The following is a 17387-nucleotide window of genomic DNA, read 5'->3' as shown; positions in this document are numbered from 1 at the left end:
AACGAACCAAAGGAACACAGCCGTGTCATCAAGCACCTCCGTAGGATCTGCCGAGCGTCCGCTGCGCGTCGCCGTCGTGGGCTCCGGTCCGGCCGGCGTTTACGCCGCGGACATCCTCACCAAGAGCGAAGCCGTCAAGAGCGGCGAGCTGACCGTGAGCATCGACCTCTTTGACCGCTACCCGGCACCCTACGGCCTGATCCGCTACGGCGTGGCCCCGGACCACCCGCGCATCAAGGGCATCGTCAACGCCCTGCACAAGGTCCTGGACCGCGGCGACATCCGCTTCTTCGGCAACGTGGACTACGGCACCGACATCTCCATCGAGGACCTCCGCACCCACTACGACGCCGTCATCTTCGCCACCGGCGCCATCAAGGACGCGGACCTGAATATCCCGGGCATCGAGCTGGACGGCTCCTACGGCGGCGCGGACTTCGTCTCCTGGTACGACGGCCACCCCGACGTGTCCCGCGAATGGCCGCTGGACGCCAAGGAAATCGCCGTGATCGGCAACGGCAACGTGGCCCTGGACGTGGCCCGGGTCCTCTCCAAGCACGCCGACGACCTGCTGGTCTCCGAAATTCCGGACAACGTCTACGCCGGGCTGAAGAACTCGCCCGTCACGGACGTGCACGTATTCGGGCGCCGCGGCCCGGCCCAGGTGAAGTTCACCCCGCTGGAGCTCCGCGAGCTGTCCCACTCCAAGGACGTGGACATCATCCTCTACGCCGAGGACTTCGAGTTCGACGAGGAATCGGACCGCCAGATCCAGAGCAACAACCAGACCAAGACCATGGTGGGCACCCTCACCAACTGGATCGCCGAGCAGCCCGAGGACCTCTCCGAGCTCACCGCCTCACGCCGTCTGCACCTGCACTTCCTGCACAGCCCGGTGGAAATTTACGACGACGCCGCGACGCCGGGCAAGGTTGCCGGCCTGAAGTTCGAGCGCACCGAGCTGGACGGCACGGGCAACGCCCGCGGCACGGGCGACTTCGTGGACTATCCCGTCCAGGCCGTCTACCGCTCGATCGGCTACTTCGGCTCGGCGCTGCCGGAGATCGAGTTCGACCACAAGAAGGGTGTTGTACCGAACGACGGCGGTCGCGTCCTGGATGCCGCCGGCACCCACGTGCCGGGCATCTACGCCACGGGCTGGATCAAGCGCGGACCGGTCGGCCTCATCGGCCACACCAAGGGCGACGCCCTCGAGACCGTGACGTACCTGCTGGAAGACCGCGAAAACCTTCCGGTCGCCGCTGTTCCCGAGGCGGACGCCGTCGTCGAACTCCTCGACGCCCGCGGCGTGAAGTTCACCAGCTGGGAAGGTTGGCTGGCACTGGACGCGCACGAACTGGCGCTCGGTGCCGCGGCCACGGAGTTCGGCGGATCGCACGGCGTTGAGGTCAAGCGTGAGCGCATCAAGGTGGTGCCGCGCGAGGACATGGTTGCCATCTCCCGCGACGGCGTGGCAGCCAACGTCTAGGAGGCTGCTAGTTCCCCCGCACTACAGCGCGAACTGGCAGCTAATGACCGCAAAACCCAAGTTTGAGGTCATCAGCTGCCGGTTCGCGCTTCCGTTTTAAGTGTCCGGGGCTTAACTCCCCGCCCCACCGGCCGCCATGAGTTCCAGCCGGTCGAGTGTTTCGCGGTTTCGGGCGCCGATCAGTGCGGCGCGCAGCGCCTTGGGGACCAGCTTGCCCGGTCCGCGGATGGCGTCCTCGGCGATGGAAGGCACTGTGTTCCCAAATCCTCCAGCGTGATGACCACTTTGGCCTCGCCCAGCGGCCAGCCGCGCGCCACGAGTTCCAGGGAGCGACCGGGCTCGACGGCGGACACCCGGGTGCTGTCGTTGATCACCAGCGGCCAGGCGCCCACGGAGTGGTGCAGCCGTGAACCGGTTGCAGGCCAGTGTGCGTCGACGGCGCGGATGCGGGAGGCGCCCACTACCCAGCCGGAGTAGAGCCACCCGTCGGCGATCACCTTCCAGACGTCGTCGGCTGGGGAATTGAACAGTTGGCTCACGGTTGACATGGCTTCCTTCCCTTGAAAGTTACATCCTGCCAAAGCGGGCACGGACCAGCGCGAACGCGCCGTAGCAGATGAAGCCCGCCCCGATTGCGACCAGCAGGTACGGGCCGAACGGATGGTCGCGGAGCGCCTGGAGGCTTCCGTCCAGCCCGGTGGACTCCTCGGGACTTTGCTTCCCGGCGGCGATGACAAACAGCAGCCCCGCCAGGTTCAGCGCGATTCCCTTGGCCACGTGCCCGGTGACGCCCAGGGAGTCGATGAGCTTGCCGCGGCGGGTGCCGTCAAACCGGAAGAGCTCCGTCTTGAACCCACGCCGCAGCCCCTTGACCACGAAGTAGACGCCGACGCCCATGGTGGTCAGGCCCACCGCCACCAGCACAGGCAGCCCGAACGGTGCGTCCAGGAGGGCGCTGCTGAAATCCCGGGTAGTGTCGCCGGAGTCCCCGCGCATGCCGACGGCGAATCCGGCGAAGCTGAGCCCCACGCTTCCGTAGGCAATGGTCAAGCACCCCGAAGAGAACAGTTTTCCCAAACGCTGAGCGGGGGGGCAGGTGCCGGGCACGGAGCGTGGCCTCACTGAGTTGCCAGGCCGCAAGGCCGGTGCACGCCACCACGCACGTCCAGAGCACGGCCGGTCCCCAGGGGTTGGCGCCCAGCTGCTCGATGGCACCGGTGGCTTCCGCCTGTCCCGGCTGACCGAAGGCCAGGGCGATGGCAATCGCGCCAACAATGATGTGGAGCAGGGCCATCACGGCGAATCCGGAGCGCGCCACAACGTCCAGCGCCTTGGTGTCTGACGCTTCCTCAACGGCATCCGCCGCCTCGCTGATGCTGGATTCCCCGTCTGCCATGGCTTAGCCGTTCATGGGTCCCTCTGCGTGCAGCTTTCCCGCGCCCGGGCCTTCAACGTGGACCGTGCATCGGACCACCAGCTTGCCCGGAGCATGATCCAGCTCCACGAGGCTGTCATTCGCACTCAGTGAGGTGAAGACATCAGAGCCGTTGACGACTGCGACGCCCTTGGCCTCAGCCGTCTCCCTGGCGTTCTCCAAGGCTTCCTTCTCAAGGCCTGCTATGTACGTATCGTCATCTTCGCGGGCGGGGTCTCCGAATGCCCAGCCGAATAATGTCCCTGTTTCCATGCCGACGATATTACGCGTTTCGGCTGTACAAGACGGGGTTCCGTGACATTAGTAAGTGTGCTTACCATGGTGTGACCGTGATCCTGATGGGACATGGACACCAAAGACCGCACCAGCGGCATTCCGGTACCAGTTTCGACGTGAGGAAAACACATCATGGCAGGAAATCTTGTTGCCCGGTCCGTTCACGATCTGACCGCTGCGGCCTGGTTCGGCGGATCGCTGATGGGTGCAATAGGGCTGAACGGCGCGGCTGCGGAAGCCAAGAACCCGGCTGAACGTACGCGGCTCTCCAGCGCGGGCTGGATGAAATGGGCGCCCCTCCAGACCGCGGCATTCGCCTCGCACCTGGTGGCCGACCTCGCCATTGCCTGGGAGAACAAAGGGCGCATCGCCAAGCAGGACGGCGTGGCCCGGGACACGGTGATCAAGACGGCGGTGACCGTGGCCGGGGCCGCTGTGACACTGTACGCCGGCATCCTCGGCAAGAAGGTGGACAAGCTCGCGGATCAGGGCGGCGAGGGTGCCACCGAGCCCAGGCCGGGGGCCTCCGACGAGCTGAAGTCGGCGCAGCAGCAGCTCAAGTTGCTGCAGTGGGCCATCCCGGCCTTCGCAGGCGCAGTAATCATCCTTGGTGCCAAGCACGGCGAGATGCAGCGACCCAGGAACGTGTTCGAGGGACTCCGCTCCTAACCCGGCTGACCCCGGCAGCGGCACAGCGCATTAACGCCCGACGGCGGTCCGGCCCCCAGGTGCCGGACCGTCGTCGGGCATTCCCCTTGCGACGCCCGAATGCCCCGCCGACGCGCAAATCTTCCTGCGACGCCCAAAAAATCCGCCGCACCCGATATTTCGGTTGCGCCAGATTCTTTGCGCGTCGAAATTGGCTGGGCGCGTCGAAACCGGCTGGGCACGTCGGGAGGATTTACGCCCGCAGCCACTCCGCGCAGGTGTTCAGGTTCTGGTTGACGCTGGCCACTGCGGCGTCGGCATCGTGGGCCTCGATCGCGTCCACCAGGGCGCCATGGCCCTCATACGTGAGACCGTCCAGCCGGCCCTTGCGTTGCTGCTTGAGCAGGTCCTGGTGGAACAGGTCACCAAAGCTGACGTAGAGCTCGTGCAGCAGCGGGTTCCCGGTCGCCTGGGCAACGCGCGCGTGGAAGTCCCAGTCGGCCCGGGCCCAACCCTCGAAGTCTGCGGCGTTCCAGGCGACTTCCCGGGTGGCGAGCACGGCACGCAGGGCGGCGACGTCGTCGGCCGTTGCAGTCCGGGCGGCGAGGCGCGCGGCCTGGGTATCCAGGCCCAGCCTGACCTCGAGGATGTGTTCGTCCGTGTGGTCCTGGTACATCCGGCGGGCGGCGCCGGACATCTCGCTGGTGGCGCGGACGTAGGTGCCGTCGCCCCGGCGGACCTCCAGCATCCCGCTGTGGGCCAGGGCCTTGATGGCTTCGCGCAATGTGCCGCGCGAGACGCCCAGGCGCTGCATCAGTTCCGGTTCAGAGGGGATGCGCTGGTCCAAGGGCCACTCGCCGGAGTGGATCATCTGCCGGAGTTTGGCGGTGACCTCGTCGGCGAGAGGCTGGCGTTGTGAGGTGCTCAGGGTCATGGCGTCCTACTTCTTCAGGCCGGACAAGGGGGCACGCGAGATCAGGTGGGCCACCGCCACTTGGACCACGGCGAGGCCCAGCAGCAGTGCCAGCGGCAGGGTCCAGCTGCCGGTGGCGCCGTACAGCAGGCCGGTGCCGAAGGGGCCCGCCGTGGCCAGCAGGTATCCGGTGGACTGCGCCAGGGTGGACAGGGCAGTGGTCTCGGCTGTGCTGGTCCCGCTCCGGCTGATCATCACCATCACCAGCGGGAAAATACCCAGGCCGAAGCCGAGCAGGACAGCGGGAATGACGGCCAGGCCCACCGGCAGGAACAGCAGCGACGCCATCCCGGCCACCATCATGAGGCTGACCAGATACAGCGCGGGGCGGAGCATCCGGGGCCGGGAGCCGATGGCGATCACCAACATGCCGGCGGGCACGGAGACCAGCTGCATCAGCCCGTACATCAGGCCACTGTCCGCCGAGTTGAGCCCCATGCTGATCAGGATGGAAGGGAACCAGCTGATAAGCGCGTACGCGAGCAGCGACTGGAGAGCGAAGATGGCCGTGAGCAGCTGGCCCTTCCGGGTGCGGAGCAAAGGCCACGGGGAGATGCGGACAGCCGTGCTCCGGACGCTGGTGCGGTGCGCATGCAGAACGACGGGCAGGAAGCCCAGGAAGGCAGCCACGGCCAGGAATCCGATTGCGCCCACCGCGGCGGACGGCGAGCCGAGCGCCAGGGCCAGCGGGACCACGGCGACCGCGGTGACAGTGGCGCCGGTGGTCATGGTGACGGTGTACAGCGCGGTCATCGCTGAGGTCCGGTGGGCAAAATGCTCGCGGATGAACGACGGCATGGCCACATTGCAGACCGCCAGGCCGGACATTCCCACCACGGTGCCCGCCACCAGCATGCCCGTTGCCGGGATCCCGCGGAGCAGCAACCCGCCGGCCAGGAATCCAAGTGCCAACAGGATTGCCTTCTCGACGCCGAGCCGCCCGGTCAGCCACGACGTCGCCGCCCCCGCCACCGCAAAACAGAGCGTGGGGATGGACGGGATGATCGCGGCCACTAGGGGCCCGTAGCCCAGGACCTGCTGAAAATCATGGAGGAGGGCAGACACGCCCGCGATCCCCGCCCGCAGGTTCAGCCCGATGAGCACCAGCGCAATGACGCCGAATACGACGGCGGTGCGCGGCTTGTGCGGCGCGTCGGACAGCGTCAGGGCATCGGATGAGGCAACAGTCATGTCTTAACATTAGACGTTAGACGTTTGATGTCTAGGGTTCTGTGGTGAACCTCTCCCGGCTATTAATGTTGCGGGCATAGACTCGGGCAACAAGAGTTCAGCCCCGGGCTCAAGAGAACTCGTCCAGCTGGATCTGGCGCCCATCAACGTGGAAGGACGGCCGGTCATGGCTTCGCAGGCAGTTGAGGTCGAAAAGAAGTACGACGTCGGTCAGGACGCCGAGGTGCCGTCGCTCGCGGAGATCCCCGGGGTCGCCCGCGTGGGGGAGCCCCACGTGGACACCCTGGAAGCGGTGTACTTCGACACGGCAGGTCACGCGCTCGCCTCCTGCGATATCACCCTTCGCCGCCGCACCGGCGGAGTCGACGCCGGCTGGCACCTGAAGCTGTCCACGGAGCGCCCCCGGTCCGGTGACGGGTCCGGCGGCTCCGGCTCGGAACCCCAGCGGCGCCGCGAGCTGCACGCCCCGCTGGGCCAGCCCGGCGTCGTTCCTGACAGCCTGTTGGCGCACGTGCTGGTGTACCTCCGCGGCGAGGGTGCCGCCCCGGTGGTCCGGCTGGAAACCCGGCGCACCACCTATCCGTTGTACGGCGAGGACGGTGTCCACCTGGCGGACCTGGCCGATGACCGCGTGAGCGCAGAGTTGCTTGGCGCTGCCGACAGCGCGGGCGACGCCGCTGCGGACGGTGCCGCCGCGCCCGACGGGGAGGCCCGGACGCAGCAGTGGCGCGAATGGGAACTCGAGCTGGTGCACGGGAGTCCTGACCTGTTCCCGGCCGCAGCGGAAATCCTGGCCGCCGCCGGGGCACTCCCGGCCAGGCACGGCTCCAAGCTGGCAAAAGTCCTGGCGCTGCCTGCGAGGGAGTCCGGTGCCGATGCCGGGCCAAAAAGTCCTGGCAGGAACGGGCCGGTGTCGGACCTCCTGGCCGCCTACCTGGCTGTGCAGATCCGCGGGATCCTGGCGCATGATCCCGGCGTCCGCCTGGAGGAGCCCGAGGCTGTGCACGATCTGCGGTCGGCCACCCGCCGGGCCCGTTCCGCGCTCGCAGCGTACCGCCGGCTCTACAGCGCCGTGGCCGTGCGGCGCCTCCGGGACGAGCTGAAGTGGCTCGGCAGGGTCCTGGGATCGCCGCGCGACGCCGAAGTGATGCTGGCTCGCCTGCTCGAGCACACGGCCGAACTGCACCCCGGGCTGGCCTCGGCTGTGAAGGCCCGGCTGGACGATGAACTCGGCAACAGATTGAACACTGCCTACCGGAAACTCCAGAAGGCCCTGCTTTCCGAACGGTACTTCCGGCTCCTGGATGACCTGGAAGCCTTCCGTGACCATCCGCCGGTCCGGCCGGACGGCGCAGCCCCGGCCCGCAAGGCGGCGGGCAAGCTGGTGGCCAAGGCCGCCCAACGGCTGCAGCGTGCAGCCAGGGCGGCCAAGCGATCACACAGGGGAGCCGAGCACGAGACGGCCCTGCACCAGGTGCGCAAGGACGCCAAACGGCTGCGGCACGTGGCGGAGTCCGCAGGGCCCGTTCACGGCAAGCGCGCTGCGAAGATCGCCAAGGCCGCGCACCGCCAGCAGAAGGTCCTGGGCGATTTCCACGACAGTGTTGTGGCCCGGGACGTGCTGGCCAAGTTGGCGGCGGCGCCGGACCTGCCCGAGGCCGTCGCGTCGGCCTACGTCACGCTCCATACCCGGCAGGTGCAGCTCGCGGCCGACGCCGAAGCCGCGTACCGGAAAGAACGGAAAAAGTCCCGCAAGGTCCTCCGGGGGACGGTCATTTAGGGCGGGGCCTACCTGGCCTGCCGCGCTCCGAGCCGCGACACGGCGAGTGCCAGCCACAGCTGCACACGGTCCGCCGTGACCGAAGGATCGTAGCCGGTCAGCTCGGTGATCTGCGCCAGCCGGTACCGCACGGTGTTCCGGTGCAGGGTTAGGCCTTCGGCGACGGCGGCCACTGAACCGTTGTTGTTCAGGTAGCTTTCCAGGGTGGTCACAAGTTCCGCACCGTGGGCGGCGTCGAACGCGCGCAGCGGGTTCAGCGACTCATGGGCCATGTCGGCCAGGGGAACGTCTTCGCTGGCCAGCAACAGTGAGGTCAGGCTCAGGCGCTCCGGCTCGTTCACCGGCAGCCCGTGGCTGGCCGCATCGCGCGCCTCGAAGTAGCTCCAGCGCAGGCCGTTCGGCTTGGTGTACGCGCCGCCGATCCCGATCGTCGCGTGGATCCCGGCCTCAGCCAGGTGGTCGCTGAGGTTCCGGGCCAGCGCAGGGGCCGCGCCGCCGTCGTCGTTAATTACCACCACCAGGTCCTTCCCGACGACGGCGGCCACCGCCTTCTCCAGCGGCTGCGGTACGGAGGTGCTCACCAGGGCCTTGTGATGGGCGGCGGACACCGCCAGCAGCACCACGTTTTTCCGGGTGCTGTTCAGGCCAACGCCGGCGAGGCGCCGCTGGGCCTCGCTGGTCTCCAGGGCGCCGTGGATGACGTCCTCCAGCACCTGGCCGCACAGGGCGCGTTGGGCTTGGCGCTGCTTGACCATATTGTTCAGCTCTACGCTGATCAGGTTCTGGGCGTAGCCGATGATGCCGGAATCCTCGAAGGGCTGGCGGATCCACAGAGTGCAGGCATCGCGGCGGCCGGTGGGGATGGGGTAGGAGGCCCACGTGTCGGCGAAGGGGAGTTCGGCGCTGCTGTTGTACAGGTGGGCGGTGAACTGGGTGAGGGCAATCTCTGTCCTCAGCATGCCGCCCAGGTGCTTCAGGAGCTGGGTGAGGCCGCCGCCGGTGAGGAGGGCGCGTGCCAGGATCTGGTGGCCCGCGATCAGGCGCTCCAGCTTGGCGACATGATCGGCGGCCTGCGCTTCCGCCACCAGTTTGCCGATGGCAATGAACGGAGTCTCGTAAGGCACCTGGACGATCGGCAGCCCCCAGCGGTTGGCCTCGGCAATAAGGGCCGGCGGGACGGCGTCGTGCGTCAGTCCTGTCCCGAACCCGATGCCCACGGCGCCGGCGCGCTGGACCTGCCGGACGAAGCGCCGCTGCTCGGGCGCGGACCGCAGGCGCATGCCGGTGGTGAGCACCAGTTCGCCGCCGTTGAGGAAGCGCTGTGGGTCTTCCAGTTCCGTGACGGCAACCCAGTTGATGTCCTCGTGCCAGGTGGTCTCGGCAAGGCCTGCTTTGGACAGATGGAGGGAGTGCACGCCGAGCAGGGTGGCGAGGGAAATGGCCATGGATCAAGGATAGACGGACGCTGGTCAACCGCACTAAACATTGCGGCCAAGGGTGTGCAGGTGGCTATTCCCCGGGGGGAAGGTGCTGGCATAGGCTCAAGGCAGTCGCAACCATCCGCTTTGCAGCTGATGTTCCCTATGAAAGAGGTTGTACACCGTGGTTCAAACCTTGCAGAACTTCATCAACGGTGAGTTCGTCACGCCCGCGGGCACTGACCTGCTGGACATCGTCAATCCCACCAACGGCGAGGTAGTGGCGCAGTCTCCTGTGTCCATCCAGGCCGACGTCGATGCTGCCATGACCGCGGCCAAGGACGCGTTTAAGACCTGGAAGCACGTCACCCCCGGGCAGCGCCAGCTTATGCTCCTCAAGTTGGCCGACGCCGTTGAGGCCAACAGCGACGAACTGGTGGAGGCGCAGCACCGCAACACCGGGCAGGTGCGCTCGCTGATCGCGTCCGAGGAAGTTGCCGCCGGCGCCGACCAGCTCCGCTTCTTCGCCGGTGCCGCGCGCATCCTGGAAGGCAAGTCCGCCGGCGAGTACTTCGAAGGCCACACCTCCTACGTGCGCCGCGAACCCATCGGCGTGGTGGCCCAGGTTGCACCGTGGAACTACCCGTTCCTGATGGCCATCTGGAAGATCGGCCCCGCGCTCGCCGCCGGAAACACCGTGGTCCTCAAGCCGTCCGACACCACGCCGGAATCCACGCTGGTGCTGGCCCGCCTGGCCGGCGACATCCTGCCCGCCGGCGTCCTGAATGTGGTGCTGGGAACGGGCGAAACCGGCGCCATGATGGTGGAACACCGGGTCCCCGGCCTGGTGTCCATCACGGGTTCGGTCCGCGCCGGCATTGCCGTGGCCTCCGGAGCGGCGAAAGGCCTCAAGCGCGCCCACCTGGAGCTCGGCGGCAAGGCCCCGGCCATCGTGTTTAAGGATGCCGACATAAAGAAGAGCGCCGCGGCCATCGCCGAGTTCGCCTTCTTCAACGCCGGCCAGGACTGCACCGCCATCACCCGCGTCCTGGTGGAGGATTCGGTCCACGACGACGTGGTGGCGGCCATGGTGGAGCACACCCGGACGCTGCACACCGGCTCGCAGAACGATGAGGACAACTACTTCGGCCCGCTGAACAACGTGAACCACTTCAACGCCGTCACCTCCGTGGTGGAGCACCTCCCGGAGAACTGCAAGGTTGTCACGGGCGGGCACCGTGCTGGGGACAAGGGCTTTTTCTTCGAACCCACTATCGTCACCGGTGCCAAGCAGACGGACGACATCGTCCAGAAGGAAACCTTCGGCCCGGTCATCACGGTGCAGAAGTTCTCATCCGAGGCCGAGGCCCTCGAGCTGGCGAACGACGTCGAATACGCCCTCGCGTCCAGCGTCTGGACCAGCGACCACGGCACCGCCATGCGGATGAGCCGGGACCTGGACTTCGGCGCGGTCTGGATCAACACCCACATCCTCCTCACCGCCGAAATGCCCCACGGCGGCTTCAAGCAGTCCGGCTACGGCAAGGACCTCTCCATGTACGGCGTCGAGGACTACACGCGCATCAAGCACGTCATGAGCGCACTCGACGCTTAGCAACTCTCCCGGTGGTCGAGCCTCCCCACCGGCGCCCTAACCTCGCTTCGCTTCGGCCAGGGAACCCTGCCGGAGTGGCCCCCATTCAGTCAAGAAAGGCCCTCCCATGAGCACCACAGCAAGTGAAATCACCTTCCGCCTGGAACAGAAGCGCCGTGTCCAGGCCGACTTCCCGGGCCCCAAGTCCATCGCCCTGACCGAGCGCCGCAAGGCAGTTGTCGCCGCTGGTGTCGCCTCCGCCGTTCCGGTCTACGTTGCGGACGCCGACGGCGGCATCATCCACGACGTCGACGGCAACTCCTTCATCGACCTCGGCTCGGGCATCGCGGTGACCAGCGTCGGCGCGTCCGATCCCGCCGTCGTCGGGGCCGTGAAGGAAGCCGTGGAGCACTTCACCCACACCTGCTTTATGGTCACCCCGTACGAAAGCTACGTGGCCCTCGCCGAGCAGCTCAACCGTCTGACCCCGGGCGACCACGAGAAGCGGACGGTGCTGTTCAACTCCGGTGCCGAGGCTGTGGAGAACGCCGTCAAGGTGGCCCGCCTTGCCACTGGACGTGACGCCGTCGTCGCCTTTGACCACGCCTACCACGGCCGCACCAACCTGACCATGGCCCTGACCGCCAAGGCCATGCCGTACAAGACCAACTTCGGCCCGTTCGCGCCCGAGGTTTACCGCATGCCCATGAGCTACCCGTACCGCGAGGAGAACCCCTCGATCACGGGGGCGGAGGCTGCCAAGCGCGCCATCACCATGATCGAGAAGCAGATCGGCGGTGACCAGGTTGCCGCGATCATCATCGAACCCATCCAGGGCGAGGGCGGCTTCATTGTCCCCGCCGAGGGCTTCCTCCCCGCGCTGGCCGCCTGGGCCAAGGCCAACGGCGTGGTGTTCATCGCCGACGAGGTCCAGTCCGGCTTCTGCCGCACCGGCGAGTGGTTCGCGGTAGACCACGAGGGCGTTGTCCCGGACATCCTCACCATGGCCAAGGGCATCGCCGGCGGTATGCCGCTGTCCGCGATCACCGGACGCGCGGACCTGCTCGACGCCGTCCACCCGGGCGGCCTGGGCGGCACCTACGGCGGCAACCCGGTGGCGTGCGCCGCCGCGCTTGCCGCGATCGGGTCCATGGAGGAATACAACCTCGCCGGACGTGCGCGCCACATTGAGCAGCTCGCCACGGGCCGCCTGCAGGAACTTCAGGCGGAGCTGGCCGGCGCCGGGAAGTCCGTGATCGGCGACATCCGCGGCCGCGGCGCCATGCTGGCCGTCGAACTGGTCCAGGCCGGGTCCAAGGAACCCAATGCGGAACTGACCAAGGCCGTGGCCGCCGCCTGCCTCAAGGAGGGCGTCATCATCCTCACCTGCGGCACCTACGGCAACGTCATCCGCCTGCTGCCCCCGCTGGTCATCACCGACGAACTGCTGAACGACGGCCTGGACGTCCTGGCCGCAGCCATCAAGGCCAACGCTTAGGACCAACACTCACCCCCACACCTCATATAGCGCGAACTGGCAGCAGATGACGTCAAATCCCGGATTTGAGGTCATCTGCTGCCAGTTCGCGCTTAAGAGCGGGTGGGGGTTAAGTGTCCTTTCGCGCTTCCAGGAAGGCGTCGCTGAGGAGCAGTTGGAGAACAGGGCGGCGCCCAGGATCAGATCGGTGTCACTGTCGACGACGGCCTTCCAGACGCCGTCGAGCTCGCCGATGGTGCGGGCCCGGGGTATGGCGGAAACGGGCATGCGCGCCCGGACGTTGCGTCCGGCCGCGCGTGCCTCAGTTTCAGTCAGGCCTACCCGGCCAAGCTCTGGCGTGATGAAGACCGCGTAGGGAACCAGCCGGTCCTTGGTGCTGAGGGATCCGCCGGCCAGGTTGGCTTTGGGGATGCGGAAATCGTTCTAGGACGCGTGGGTGAACTGCGGGGAGCCGGCAACATCGCCGGCTGCCCAGACGCCGTCGGCAGTGATGCGCAGGTGCTGGTCCACTGCCACAAACCCGCGCGGTGTGAGCTCGACGCCGGGTTTCTCAAGTCCCAGCCCTGCCGCGACCGGTTCGCGGCCCAGTTCCACCAGGACGACCTGGGCGGAAACTGAGCTGCCGTCGGAAAGTTCCACAATCAGTTCCTGGAGCCGGAGGATACTTTCGCTTGTCTGGACATTGGCGCCGGCAAGGCCGTCGATGGGCGGCAGGGACGGAACCGTGCCGGTGTTGATGAGCACCTTGGTGCCGCTGATGGTGCGGGTGCCGCCGCCGATGACGAGTAGATCCACGTTAGGAGACTGCATTCAGCTTTGCCCGCTTCCTTGCCATCGAGTTCTTGCGGGTGGCGCGGAGCATGTCGACGGTCAGCACCAGGAGTGCCAGCCACACCACCCCGAAGCCGATCCAGCGTCCCGGGGTCATGGCTTCCTGGAAGACCACTAAGGCCACGATGAACTGCAGCACCGGGGCGACGTACTGCAGCAGCCCGATGGTGGTCATGGGCAGCCGGCGGGCCGACGCACCGAAGAACAGCAGCGGCACCGCGGTGATCACGCCGGAGGCCACCAGGAGCCAGAAGTGCCCGGGGCCCTGGCTGGCCAGGGTGGCCGATCCGGTGACGCCCAGGAACACCATGGTGGCCGCGGCGATCGGTGCCAGCACGATGGTTTCCACGCTGAGGCTTGTCACCGCATCCACCTTGGGGCCAACCCGTTTCTTCACGAACCCGTACAGCCCAAAGCTGAGGGCCAGCGTCAGTGCGATCCAGGGCAGTTTGCCGTAGCTCACCGTGAGCACGCCTACTGCTACAAGACCGATTCCGACGGCAGCCCACTGGAGGGGACGCAGCGTCTCCTTCAGGACGAACACACCCAGGAGGACCGAGACCAGGGGATTGATGAAGTAGCCCAGCGCGGCTTCGACAGCTTGGCCGGTGGTCACGCCATAGGTGTAGGTCAGCCAGTTCACGGCAATGAGGGCCGCCGCGAGGGCCAGCGTGCCGAACACAGAGCGGTCGCGGAAGGCTGCGGACAGCGCGCGCCAGGACCGGGTGACGGTGATCAGGAAGATGCAGAAAATCAGCGACCACACGACGCGGTTGGCCACGATCTCCACCGCGCCGGCGGGCATCAGCGCAAAGAAGTACAGGGGAAGCAGCCCCCACAGCCCGTACGCGCCGAAGCCGAACAGGACTCCCGGCGTCGTCTCCTTGTCCACAGCTTTGAGCCCGGCAGGAACTCTGAAAGTGGTCGCGGGCACTGAGGTGGATCCATGAGGCGTAGGCACCTAACCATTAACACCAGTTGATGGACGCGTATTCCAGTCAGTACTCAATACAAACGCCTGGACTCCGCGGAAGCGGAGCTGCGGGCCCTGCTGTACCGGGAAAGCGACGTGGTGCCGCTGCAACACATTTAGAATGGGGACATTGTGCGCAGCCTGTCCCGCGCACCTCCTCGTTCCAGAAGGGCTCCCGGTGTCCAACCCAGGCGAAACCACCTCCAAGCGTCCACTCCGCGTTGCCATTGTGGGCGCGGGACCGGCAGGTGTGTATGCGGCGGACATCCTGACCAAGTCCAACGGCGTCAAGGACGGCGATTTTGAGGTCAGCATCGACCTTTTTGAGGCCTACCCCGCCCCGTACGGCCTGATCCGCTATGGCGTGGCGCCTGACCACCCGCGCATCAAGGGCATCGTGAACGCGCTGCACAAGGTCCTGGACCGGGGCGACATCCGCTTCCTGGGGAACGTCACCTATGGCCGGGACCTCACGCTGCACGATTTCCGCGCCTTCTACGACGCCGTGATCTTCTCCACCGGTGCCATCAAGGACGCCGATCTCCCTATCCCGGGCATCGACCTGGCCGGATCGTTCGGCGGCGCCGACTTTGTGTCCTGGTACGACGGCCACCCCGATGTACCCCGCGACTGGCCGCTGGATGCCAAGGAAATAGCGGTGATCGGCAACGGGAACGTGGCGCTGGACGTGGCGCGGATGCTGGTCAAGCACGCCGAAGAACTCCTCACCACCGAAATCCCTGACAACGTCTACCAGGGCCTGAAGAACTCACCTGTCACGGACGTCCACGTGTTCGGCCGCCGCGGCCCGGCGCAGGTCAAGTTCACGCCGCTGGAACTGCGCGAGCTGAGCCACATGAAGGACGTGGACATTGTCCTGTACCCGGAGGACTTCGAGTTCGACGAAGCCTCCGATGACGCCATCCGCAGCAACAACCAGATCAAGACCATGGTGAACACGCTGACCAACTGGCTCGTGGAGGAGCACGCCGAATCGGAAGAACCGTCCTCACGCCGCCTGCACCTGCACTTCCTGCACAGCCCGGTTGAGGTCTACAGGAACCCCGACGACGGCGGGTCCGGCCAGGTGGCTGGCATCAAGTTTGAGCGCATGGAGCTGGACGGCACCGGCAACGTCAAGGGCACGGGCGAGTTTGTGGACTACTCGGTCCAGGCCGTGTACCGCGCCATCGGCTACCACGGCTCGCCGCTGGATGAGCTGGAATACGATGCCAGGCGCGGAGTGGTCCCGAACGAGGGCGGCCGCGTGCTGGACGCCGCCGGCAACCCTGTCCCCGGAATCTACGCCACCGGCTGGATCAAGCGCGGGCCGGTCGGCCTGATCGGGCACACCAAGGGCGACGCCCTGGAGACCATCGGCTTCCTGCTGGAGGACCGGCTGACGCTGCCTCCGGCGCACAACCCGGATCCGCAGGCCATCATTGATCTCCTGCAAGAGCGCGGCATCGAGTTCACCACGTGGGAGGGCTGGATCAAGCTGGACGCGCACGAAGCAGCCCTCGGCGCGGAATGGGTTGGCTCCGACGTGACCGCCGACGTCGTGCGTGAACGCATCAAAGTAGTCCCGCGCGGGGAAATGATCAACATCTCCCGCGCCTGACCCCGTTCCTCCCTCCCGAGTTTTTGTCCACTTATCGTGACTTCCACGCCCCGGAAGCCGGAATACGTGGACAAAAACTCCAGCCCTAGGCTCGTGTGCGGGGCGGCGCTAGACTGGCTACACTCAGGCCGGCCGCGATGTGCCGCGCCTGCACGCCAAGCGCAAGTGGGAGTTCGATGAGGAACCTGATCCACCCGGCGGCTCCCGGTAACGACTCCGAGAGGCTGCTGCAGCGGAGTGCCTTGGCAGGCCATGAACTGCTCGACGGTGTGGCACGGCTTCCCGGAGACGGCCGCGACTTCCCGGGAACCCAGGAAATCCCCGGGCTGCGCAGGCTGATCCGGGAGTCCTGGCAGCGGTCCGCCAAACTGAAGGCCAACCCGGACAATCCAGAAGCGCCCCTTGCCCTGGACACTGACGAGCTGGAGGAATACCGCCGGCAGCATCCCCTGGCCAGCATCATGCCGGTGATCCACAAGCTCCTGGTCCAGCCCAGCCACGACAGCGGCCTGCTCGTTGCCGTGGGTGACGAAGTGGGCCGGCTGCTCTGGGTGGAAGGCGATCCGGCCCTGCAGCGCCGCGCCGAAGGGATGATGTTCGTCCCGGGCGCCGACTGGTCAGAGGCCACCGTGGGGACCAGCGCTCCCGGAACTGCCCTGGCCTTGGGCCGCGGGATCCAGATTTCCGGGGCGGAGCATTACCAGCGGTCCGTGCACGCGTGGAGCTGCACCGCCGTCCCGTTCCACGATCCGGATTCCGGCGCGCTGCTCGGCGTTGTGGACATCACGGGCAAGGCCACAGCGGTGGCGCCCCACACGCTGTCACTCGTCGAGGCGACCGTCGCTGCCGCTCAGGCGCAGCTTCGTGTTGAGCGGCTCCAGTTGGCGGCGACCCTTGCCAGCCGGCCGGCCCGACGGCGGAACGCCAGTTCGGCGGCCAGGCCGGATTCGGCGCGGGCCGGGAGAGCGGGCGCCGGCAGCGCCAAGGAAGGCAGCCTGTACCGCAACAGCCTGCAGCTTCTGGGCCGCGACCAGGCGTTGCTCAGCATCGAAGGCAAAACGGTGGCGCTGTCCGCCCGGCACAGCGAAATTCTCGCCCTGCTCAGCACCCACCCGGCCGGGCTGAGCGCCGAGGAGCTCAGTGTCCTGCTCTACCCAGGCGACGGCCCCACCATGACGCTCCGCGCGGAAATGGTTCGGCTGCGCAAGATCCTCCAGCAGCTCAACCCGGCCGCCGTCCCGGAATCCCGGCCGTACAAACTCACCATGGACCTGGTCCCGGACAGCGGGCAGGTGCTGAACTGCCTGCAGCGCGGCGCCCACCGCATTGCGCTGGAAATCTACCGCGGCGGGGTGCTGCCGCGCTCCGAAGCGCCGGGCATCATCGATCTCCGCGACAGGGTCTCCTCGCTCATGCGCGAAGCGGTGCTGACCGACGGCAGTGCCGAGACGCTGCTCAAGTATGCTGCCCTCCCGGAGGCGAGGGACGACGTCGACGTCCGGTCTGCCGCCCTGAAGCTGCTGCCGCCGCGCTCGCCCAAGCGGGCCGCCGTCGTCGCGGACCTTGAGCGGCTGGAAGCCGAACTCAGCGCCTGACTGCCGCGTCCGGGATTTCGACAAGCTCAATCACCGATCCCGGTGGGGACCGGCCGTGAGCTGGC

16 protein-coding genes and 1 pseudogene are annotated in these 17387 nt (G+C 67.0%); 8 read left to right on the top strand and 9 right to left on the bottom strand.

Annotation, left to right across the window (positions count from 1 at the left end):
- Positions 1-22: 22 nt before the first annotated feature.
- Positions 23-1489, top strand: a complete 1467-nt coding sequence (locus ACQCSW_RS16140; RefSeq protein ID WP_426987451.1) for an FAD-dependent oxidoreductase — start codon at positions 23-25, stop codon at positions 1487-1489.
- A 179-nt stretch (positions 1490-1668) separates the two neighbouring features.
- Here ACQCSW_RS16140 and ACQCSW_RS16135 read toward each other — a convergent pair whose 3' ends face one another.
- Both ACQCSW_RS16135 and ACQCSW_RS16130 read right to left on the bottom strand, forming a co-directional pair.
- Complete coding sequence (locus ACQCSW_RS16135; RefSeq protein ID WP_426987449.1) at positions 1669-2037, bottom strand: SRPBCC family protein; 369 nt, start codon at positions 2035-2037, stop codon at positions 1669-1671.
- 19 nt (positions 2038-2056) lie between these two features.
- Positions 2057-2783 (bottom strand): annotated as a pseudogene (locus tag ACQCSW_RS16130) (DUF1206 domain-containing protein).
- On the opposite strand from ACQCSW_RS16130, the gene ACQCSW_RS16125 reads away from it, so the two are divergent.
- Positions 2746-2892 carry a hypothetical protein gene (locus ACQCSW_RS16125; protein WP_426990744.1) on the top strand — a complete coding sequence of 49 codons (147 nt, stop codon included), beginning with the start codon at positions 2746-2748 and terminating at the stop codon, positions 2890-2892. The pseudogene ACQCSW_RS16130 and the gene ACQCSW_RS16125 sit on opposite strands and share 38 nt — an antisense overlap.
- Here the strand turns inward: ACQCSW_RS16125 and ACQCSW_RS16120 are convergent.
- The gene (locus ACQCSW_RS16120; protein ID WP_426987447.1) at positions 2889-3176 is read right to left on the bottom strand and encodes a hypothetical protein; all 288 of its coding nucleotides are present in this window, start codon (positions 3174-3176) and stop codon (positions 2889-2891) included. The genes ACQCSW_RS16125 and ACQCSW_RS16120 overlap by 4 nt on opposite strands.
- Positions 3177-3332: 156 nt before the next feature.
- Between ACQCSW_RS16120 and ACQCSW_RS16115 the strand changes: the two genes are divergently transcribed.
- Positions 3333-3869, top strand: a complete 537-nt coding sequence (locus ACQCSW_RS16115) for a hypothetical protein (protein ID WP_426987445.1) — start codon at positions 3333-3335, stop codon at positions 3867-3869.
- A 232-nt stretch (positions 3870-4101) separates the two neighbouring features.
- Here the strand turns inward: ACQCSW_RS16115 and ACQCSW_RS16110 are convergent, their stop codons facing one another.
- A complete protein-coding gene (locus tag ACQCSW_RS16110; protein ID WP_354252790.1) occupies positions 4102-4782 on the bottom strand; it encodes a FadR/GntR family transcriptional regulator in 681 nt (226 codons plus the stop codon).
- A gap of 6 nt (positions 4783-4788) precedes the next feature.
- Positions 4789-6012 (bottom strand): MFS transporter, encoded by a 1224-nt coding sequence (locus tag ACQCSW_RS16105; protein WP_426987443.1) that lies wholly within the window; start codon positions 6010-6012, stop codon positions 4789-4791.
- 166 nt (positions 6013-6178) lie between these two features.
- Here ACQCSW_RS16105 and ACQCSW_RS16100 point away from each other — a divergent pair, with 166 nt between their 5' ends.
- Positions 6179-7792 (top strand): CHAD domain-containing protein, encoded by a 1614-nt coding sequence (locus ACQCSW_RS16100; RefSeq protein WP_426987441.1) that lies wholly within the window; start codon positions 6179-6181, stop codon positions 7790-7792.
- Between the two features lie 8 nt (positions 7793-7800).
- On the opposite strand, the gene ACQCSW_RS16095 is transcribed toward ACQCSW_RS16100, so the two are convergent.
- Complete coding sequence (locus tag ACQCSW_RS16095) at positions 7801-9237, bottom strand: PucR family transcriptional regulator (RefSeq protein WP_426987439.1); 1437 nt, start codon at positions 9235-9237, stop codon at positions 7801-7803.
- 157 nt (positions 9238-9394) lie between these two features.
- On the opposite strand from ACQCSW_RS16095, the gene ACQCSW_RS16090 reads away from it, so the two are divergent.
- Both ACQCSW_RS16090 and gabT read left to right on the top strand, forming a co-directional pair.
- Positions 9395-10825 (top strand): gamma-aminobutyraldehyde dehydrogenase, encoded by a 1431-nt coding sequence (locus ACQCSW_RS16090; RefSeq protein WP_426987437.1) that lies wholly within the window; start codon positions 9395-9397, stop codon positions 10823-10825.
- A 106-nt stretch (positions 10826-10931) separates the two neighbouring features.
- Positions 10932-12302 carry a 4-aminobutyrate--2-oxoglutarate transaminase gene (gabT, locus tag ACQCSW_RS16085; RefSeq protein ID WP_426987435.1) on the top strand — a complete coding sequence of 457 codons (1371 nt, stop codon included), beginning with the start codon at positions 10932-10934 and terminating at the stop codon, positions 12300-12302.
- A 9-nt stretch (positions 12303-12311) separates the two neighbouring features.
- On the opposite strand, the gene ACQCSW_RS16080 is transcribed toward gabT, so the two are convergent.
- Genes ACQCSW_RS16080 through rarD form a run of 3 tightly spaced genes read right to left on the bottom strand, consistent with a single transcriptional unit; the run spans position 12312 to position 14067 of the window.
- Complete coding sequence (locus ACQCSW_RS16080) at positions 12312-12665, bottom strand: hypothetical protein (RefSeq protein WP_426990715.1); 354 nt, start codon at positions 12663-12665, stop codon at positions 12312-12314.
- Positions 12666-12725: 60 nt separating this feature from the next.
- Positions 12726-13097 carry an FAD-dependent oxidoreductase gene (locus ACQCSW_RS16075; protein ID WP_426987433.1) on the bottom strand — a complete coding sequence of 124 codons (372 nt, stop codon included), beginning with the start codon at positions 13095-13097 and terminating at the stop codon, positions 12726-12728.
- Position 13098: 1 nt separating this feature from the next.
- On the bottom strand, positions 13099-14067 hold the full coding sequence (gene rarD, locus ACQCSW_RS16070) for an EamA family transporter RarD (protein ID WP_426987431.1): 969 nt from the start codon (positions 14065-14067) through the stop codon (positions 13099-13101).
- 217 nt (positions 14068-14284) lie between these two features.
- Between rarD and ACQCSW_RS16065 the strand changes: the two genes are divergently transcribed.
- Positions 14285-15727: an FAD-dependent oxidoreductase gene (locus ACQCSW_RS16065; RefSeq protein ID WP_426987429.1), complete on the top strand. Its 1443-nt coding sequence runs from the start codon at positions 14285-14287 to the stop codon at positions 15725-15727.
- A 176-nt stretch (positions 15728-15903) separates the two neighbouring features.
- Positions 15904-17322, top strand: a complete 1419-nt coding sequence (locus ACQCSW_RS16060) for a GAF domain-containing protein (protein WP_426987427.1) — start codon at positions 15904-15906, stop codon at positions 17320-17322.
- The last annotated feature ends 65 nt before the right edge of the window (positions 17323-17387 follow it).

The sequence above is a fragment of the Pseudarthrobacter sp. Y6 genome (assembly GCF_050156205.1).
Taxonomy (GTDB): Bacteria; Actinomycetota; Actinomycetes; order Actinomycetales; family Micrococcaceae; genus Arthrobacter.
Note: the sequence above shows the minus strand (reverse complement) of the source record. Positions and strands in the feature narration are given on the sequence as shown.